8 protein-coding genes are annotated in these 5,898 nt (G+C 72.8%); all 8 read right to left on the bottom strand.

Going from position 1 to position 5,898, the window contains the following annotated elements; all coding sequences use genetic code 11:
• Positions 1–1,512, bottom strand: a 1,512-nt coding sequence (locus CCR87_RS15695) for a F0F1 ATP synthase subunit alpha (protein WP_201158481.1), incomplete at its 3' end; no start/stop codon positions are given.
• Positions 1,502–2,266, bottom strand: a complete 765-nt coding sequence (locus CCR87_RS15690; RefSeq protein ID WP_201158480.1) for a F0F1 ATP synthase subunit B family protein — start codon at positions 2,264–2,266, stop codon at positions 1,502–1,504. The genes CCR87_RS15690 and CCR87_RS15695, both read right to left, overlap by 11 nt.
• Entirely contained in the window at positions 2,263–2,508 is a 246-nt protein-coding gene (locus CCR87_RS15685) for a F0F1 ATP synthase subunit C (RefSeq protein WP_201158479.1), read from the bottom strand. The genes CCR87_RS15690 and CCR87_RS15685 overlap by 4 nt, the downstream gene beginning before the upstream one ends.
• Positions 2,509–3,189 (bottom strand): F0F1 ATP synthase subunit A, encoded by a 681-nt coding sequence (locus CCR87_RS15680; protein WP_420850182.1) that lies wholly within the window; start codon positions 3,187–3,189, stop codon positions 2,509–2,511.
• Positions 3,189–3,467, bottom strand: a complete 279-nt coding sequence (locus tag CCR87_RS15675) for an N-ATPase subunit AtpR (RefSeq protein WP_201158478.1) — start codon at positions 3,465–3,467, stop codon at positions 3,189–3,191. Before CCR87_RS15675 ends, CCR87_RS15680 begins: the two co-directional genes overlap by 1 nt.
• Positions 3,464–3,745, bottom strand: a complete 282-nt coding sequence (locus CCR87_RS15670; protein WP_201158477.1) for an AtpZ/AtpI family protein — start codon at positions 3,743–3,745, stop codon at positions 3,464–3,466. The genes CCR87_RS15675 and CCR87_RS15670 overlap by 4 nt, the downstream gene beginning before the upstream one ends.
• On the bottom strand, positions 3,742–4,161 hold the full coding sequence (locus CCR87_RS15665; RefSeq protein ID WP_242512060.1) for a F0F1 ATP synthase subunit epsilon: 420 nt from the start codon (positions 4,159–4,161) through the stop codon (positions 3,742–3,744). The genes CCR87_RS15670 and CCR87_RS15665 overlap by 4 nt, the downstream gene beginning before the upstream one ends.
• Positions 4,158–5,570, bottom strand: a complete 1,413-nt coding sequence (gene atpD / locus CCR87_RS15660; protein WP_201158476.1) for a F0F1 ATP synthase subunit beta — start codon at positions 5,568–5,570, stop codon at positions 4,158–4,160. The genes CCR87_RS15665 and atpD overlap by 4 nt, the downstream gene beginning before the upstream one ends.
• Positions 5,571–5,898 lie beyond the last annotated feature (328 nt).

The following is a 5,898-nucleotide window of genomic DNA, read 5'->3' as shown; positions in this document are numbered from 1 at the left end:
TCCGCCAGACCGGCACGCTGGGCACCGAGGACCGCGCAGCGCCGCCAGCAGCGCCGCGCGGTCCTCGGTGCCCAGCGTGCCGGTCTGGCGGATCGCGCGGCCGGCCGCGTCCGCGCCGGTCGCCACCGCCTGCGGCAGCGCCGCGCGAAACGCCTCCAGCCGCCCCGGCGCAAGGGCGTCGAGCAGCCCTTCCTGCACCGCGATCACCAGCGCGACCTGATCCTCCAGCCGCATCGGCGCATGCTGGGGCTGGCGCAGCACCGCGCGCAGCCGCTGGCCGCGGGTCAGCTGCGCCTGCACGCGCGGCTCCACCGTGCCGCCGAAGCGGGTGAAGATCTCCATCTCGAGAAACTGCGCATAATCCAGCCGCAGGGATTTCGCGGCATCGCGCAGGGCGGGCGCCTGGGTCTTGCCCCCCACCCGGCTGACCGAGATGCCGACATCGACGGCGGGCTTCTGCCCCTCCTGGAACAGGCGGGCATCCAGCACGATCTGCCCGTCGGTGATGGAGATCAGGTTGGTCGGGATATAGGCCGACAGGTTGCCCGCCTCGGTCTGGGCGATGGGCAGCGCCGTCAGCGATCCGCCGCCGCCCGCCGCCGACAGCTTTGCCGCGCGTTCCAGCAGCCGGGCATGGACATAGAACACATCCCCCGGATAAGCCTCGCGCCCCGGCGACTGCCGGGTCAGCAGCGCGATCTCGCGGTGGGTGGCGGCGTGCTTGCTGAGGTCGTCGATCACGATCAGGGCGTGCCGGCCGGCATCGCGGAAATGCTCGGCCATGGTCATGGCGGCAAAGGGGGCAATCCATTGCAGGCCGGGCGGCGTGGCGGGGCCGGCCACGACGACGATGCAGCGGTCGAACGCGCCATGGGTTTCCAGCGCATCCACCGCCCGGCGCACCGCCGATGTCTTCTGGCCGACGGCGACATAGACGCAGATCATGTCGCTGTCGCGCTGTGCGATGATCGTGTCGATCGCCAGCGTGGTCTTGCCCGTGGCCGGGTCGCCCACGATCAGCTCGCGCTGGCCGCGCCCCAGCGCGAACAGCGTGTCGACCACCAGCACCCCGGTCTGGACCGGCTCGGTCACCAGGTCGCGGTCGACGATGCCGGGCGCGTCGCGTTCCACCGGCAGGGTCGCATGGGCCACGACCGGGCCCTTGCCGTCCAGCGCGCGGCCCATCGGGTCGACGATCCGACCCAAAAGGCCCGGCCCCACCGGCACGCGCACCACATCGCCCGTGCCGTGCACCGCATCCCCCGCCCGCAGCGCAGGGGCGGCATCCAGCAGCACGCAGCCGATGCGGTCGGGCTCCAGCACCTGGGCAAAGCCGATGGCGCCCGCGTCGAAGCGCAACAGCTCGTCCAGCCGCACATCCGGCAGGCCCGAGATCATCGCCACGCCGTCGGCGATCTCCTCGACCCGGCCGCGGTGGCGGGCGTGGGGGCCCAGCCGGGCGGCCTGCACCCGGGCGGCGGCGTCATTCAGCCAGGCGGCGTTATGCGGCATCGGAGGTGACACCGGCGTTGCCGTCCGGATCGGCGCGCAGCGCGGCGGCGATCCGCTCCAGATCGGCGGCCCAGGAGTTGCGCAGGCTGAAATGCGGGCTGTGCAGCTCGTGCCCCGCGATCAGCGCCGGATCGGTGCGGAACCCCGGCGTGACCGGCGCGCCAAGTGCGGCCGAAAGGGCCGCGGCGATGCGCGCCTGCGCCCCGGCGTCGGGGGGCGTGGCGCTGACGACCTCCAGCCGGGCCACCGACAGCGCGGCGCGCTCCGCCGCCGACAGATCCGCGATCCCCTGCACCAGCCAGCCCAGAAACGCCGCGTCGATGGCCGCGCCGTCCAGCCGTGCCGCAAGCCTGCGCGCGATGGTCACGGCCAGGCCCTGCGCCTCCTGCCGGGCGGCGCGCTTCAGCGCGGCGGCGGCGCGGACGCGGGCGGCGCGGGCGGTGTCGTGCAGGGCTGTGGCCTCGTCGCGGGCGGCATCGAGGATGGCCGCGCGCGCCGCCTCGGCATCCTTGTGCGCGGCGGCAAGCATCGCGTCACGCTCCACGGCGATGGCGGCGCGGGCTGCCTCCAGATCGGCCAGAGCCGTATCGGCTTCGGCGCGCGTTGCCTCCGCCGCCGCCAGCAGGGTGGCCGAGCGTGCCTGCCGTTCGGCAATCATCGCAGCCACGGGGGTCCAGAAGAACCGGTGCAGCAGCCAGACCAGCACAAGGACGTTGACCGCCTGAAAGCCAAGGGTCCAGGGATCGAAGCTCATGGCATCATCGGGTTGGCAAACAGCAGCAGCAGCGCGATGACGAGGCAATAGATCGCCGTCGTCTCGATCATCGCCAGCCCCACGAACAACGTGCGCGAGATGGTGTTGGCGGCCTCGGGCTGGCGCGCGATGGCCTCCATCGCGGCGGCGACCGCGCGCCCTTCGGCCAGCGCCGGGCCAAGCGCGCCAAAGGACACCGCAAAGGCGGCACAGAAGATGCTGATCAGCGGGACATAGTCCATTCACGGCTCCTTTGGGTGGGGGGCGCCCTTTTCCACGGCGCTGGTGATGAACACCATCGAAAGGACGGCAAAGATGTAGGCCTGCACCGCGCCCGTCAGCAGATCGAGCGCCATCAGCGGGACCGGCACCAGAAGTGCTGCCAGCGAGCCGACGATCGCGATCACGAACACCCCGCTCATGACGTTGCCGAACAGGCGCACGAACATCGAGAAGCTGCGGGTGATGCTTTCGAGCATGTTGAGCGGGATCATCACCGGATTGGGCAGCGCAAAGCCGCGCAGGAAGCCGCCCACGCCGCCCTCGCGGATCCCGAAGAAGATGATCGACAGGAACACCAGCGCGGCCAGCGCGGCGGGGGTCTCCATGCTGGCCGTGGGCGGCGTCACCCCCGGGACCAGCGATGACCAGTTGGCCACCAGGATGAACACGAACAGCGTGCCGATGAAGGCGCGGAACGGGGCGGGGGGCGCCCCCGTCACATCGCGGATCTGCCGGTCGACCGCGGCGACCAGCAGTTCCGCCGCCGCCTGCGCGGCCGACGGCACCAGCGTCAGCCGACGGGTCAGCAGCCCGGCCGCCAGCACCAGCGCGGCCATGATCGCCCATGTGGTCACGACCGCCGGCATGATCGGCACCGGGCCCACCATGAACAGCGGAACCGAGAGCAGCGGGCTGTCCATCAGATCCCCTCCGCCAGGGCGCGGCGCATCGTCCACCAGCGCCCCGCCAGCAGGCCCAGCCCCGCCGCCAGCAGCGGCCCCGCCCCCTGCAGCGCGGCCAGCACCAGCACCCCGGCCAGAACCGCCAGCCGCACCAGCACCAGCGCCACGCCCGCCACCGGCGCGCCGCGCCGGTCCGACAGCAGCAGATCGGCGCTGAACCGCACCAGCCGGAAATAGATCACGCCCAGGACCGCGCCGCCCGCCAGCCACAGCGCCAGGATCGGGGCGGCGCTCATGCGCTGCCCATCCAGCGCCAGGCGAACCAGCCGCCCAGGCCCAGCCCCACCATCAGCAGCGGCGCCGTCCAGAACAGCCCCGTGTCGAGGCGCGCGTCCAGCCACCGACCCAGCGCGATCCCCCCCAGCATCGGCGCCACGATGATCCAGCCAAGCACACCGATCTGGGCCAGCCGGCGCGCCACCGACGGCTCACCGTCGCGGGCCCAGGCCTTGCGGCGGGCCTGATGCCGGCGCACCTCCTCCAGCAGCGGATCCTTGTGGTGCGGTTCGCTCAATGGCCCGCCCCCCGGGGCCTGGGCTGCAACCGCGACAGCATCCGGCGCATGACACTCAGTTGCAGGCGCGTGGCCTCCACATGCGCCACCCGCTCCTCGTCGAGGTTGGCGCGAAAGCGCGCCAGCACCTCGCGATCAAGCCGGTCGAGATCGTCGCCGGTCACCGCCTCGCGCGTGGCGATGGCCACCCGGCCCGCCCGCACCGTCAGCGCCCCGCCGCGCACGGCGCAGAAACGGGCCGCGCCGTCGGGGGTGATCCATGTCACCACCGACACCGCAAGCCGCGTCAGGAAATCGGCGTGCCCAGGCAGGATGCCGAAGCTGCCGCTGGCATCAACGGCGCGCAGGCCGGTCGCCGGCTGGTCCACGATCACCGCCAGCGGCGTGACGATGCGCAGGGGCAGGACGGCGGTCATCCCACGCCCGCCCCGGTTTCCCTGGCGCGGGCCTCGGCCAGCGTGCCGATCATGTAGAGCGAAGCCTCGGCCCAGCCGTCCGTCTCACCGTCCAGGATGGCGCGGCAGCCCGCCAGCGTGTCGGCGCGGGCGACGGACTGGCCGGGCGTGCCGGTGAACGCCTCGGTCACCGCAAAGGGCTGGCTGAAGAACCGCTGCAGGCGTCGGGCGCGGGTGACGATGCGCTTGTCGGCGCGGCCCAGCTCCTCGATGCCCAGAAGCGCGATGATGTCCTGCAACTCGGCGAACCGCGCCAGGGTCTCGCGGACCTCGCCCGCGATGTCATAATGCGCCTGGCCCACCACCGCCGGGTCCAGCAGCGTCGAGGACGACGCCAGCGGGTCGATCGCCGGATAGAACCCCTGGCTTGCCAGCGCGCGCGCCAGCACGATCACGCAATCCATGTGCCCCGAGATCGTGGTCACCGCCGGATCGGTGAAATCATCGGCGGGCACATAGACCGCCTGGATCGACGTGACGGCCGCGCCCGCGACCGAGGCGATACGCTCCTGCAGCCCCGCCACCTCGGTCGCCAGCGTCGGCTGGTAGCCCACCCGCGACGGCAACCGGCCCAGCAGGCTGGAGACCTCGGCCCCCGCCTGCACGAAGCGGAACACGTTGTCCATCAGCAGCAGGACGTTGCGCTGTTTCGTGTCGCGAAAGAACTCCGAGATCGTCAGCGCGGTCAGCGGCGCCCGCCAGCGCGCGCCGGGCGGTTCGTTCATCTGGCCATAGACCAGCACCGTGCGCGGCAGCACGCCCGAGTCCGCCATCTCGGTCAGCAGCTCATGGCCCTCGCGCGAGCGCTCGCCGATGCCGGCAAACACCGAGATGCCCGCGTATTTCTCGACCATGGCGTGGATCAGCTCCATCACCAGGACGGTCTTGCCCACGCCCGCGCCGCCGAACATCGCGGCCTTGCCGCCCTGGGCCATGGGGGTCAGCAGGTCGATGACCTTGATGCCCGTCTCGAAGACCTCGGTGGTGGTGCCCTGGGCCGCAAGCGGCGGCGGGGCGGCATGGATCGACCGGCGCGGGGTGTCGGCCGGCAGCGCGGCGCCCAGATCGCGGACCTCTCCGGTCACATCCAGAAGCCGCCCAAGCACCGCCGCACCCACCGGCACCCGGATCGGCGCCCCGCTGGCGCGCACGGCCACGCCGCGCGACAGCCCCGCCGTCGCCTGCAACGCCACGGCCCGGACCGTCGTCCGGTCGAGGTGCCCCTGCACCTCCAGCAGCAGCGGGCCGGGGCGGTCCCAGTCCACCGCCAGCGCCTCGTTGAGCGCGGGCAGCGCACCCGCGTCAAAGCGCACATCGACAACCGCGCCGCGCACGGCATGGACATGCCCTGATGGGTCGGGGTGCGGCACGGCCTGTCCTTTGCGGGCGCCATCCCGTGGGGCGCGCCCCCACCCTGCCCGATCCGGCGGAGGGCCGTGCTGACCTGCATCAGTCCCGGCGCCATCATTTCCACCGGGACCCCCCGGGGCCGCGCACCGGATGCGCCCACACCGCGCCCGGCCCCCAAACCGAGGCCGGACCGAGGCCAGACCGCGGCGCACAAGGCCCCCCCGTCACCGCGGACAGACGGGACCGCACACTGGCCCGATGCCTGCACCGGAGCGGCACTGCGCGGGGTGGCGGCCCAGGGGTGGCCTCAATGGTCGGCGGGGTGCCGGGCCGGGGCCGCGTGCGGCC

The organism is Rhodobaculum claviforme (assembly GCF_016653255.1).
GTDB classification, from domain to species: Bacteria; Pseudomonadota; Alphaproteobacteria; order Rhodobacterales; family Rhodobacteraceae; genus Rhodobaculum; species Rhodobaculum claviforme.
This window is presented reverse-complemented; position numbering and strand designations above follow the sequence as displayed.

Excerpts from the sequence above, each read along its gene's own strand:
- CCR87_RS15685 (WP_201158479.1), bottom strand. The coding sequence starts at position 2,508 with ATGGACTATGTCCCGCTGATCAGCATCTTCTGTGCCGCCTTTGCGGTG.
- CCR87_RS15675 (WP_201158478.1), bottom strand. The coding sequence starts at position 3,467 with ATGAGCGCCGCCCCGATCCTGGCGCTGTGGCTGGCGGGCGGCGCGGTC.
- CCR87_RS15690 (WP_201158480.1), bottom strand. The coding sequence starts at position 2,266 with ATGAGCTTCGATCCCTGGACCCTTGGCTTTCAGGCGGTCAACGTCCTT.
- CCR87_RS15680 (WP_420850182.1), bottom strand. The coding sequence starts at position 3,189 with ATGGACAGCCCGCTGCTCTCGGTTCCGCTGTTCATGGTGGGCCCGGTG.
- CCR87_RS15665 (WP_242512060.1), bottom strand. The coding sequence starts at position 4,161 with ATGACCGCCGTCCTGCCCCTGCGCATCGTCACGCCGCTGGCGGTGATC.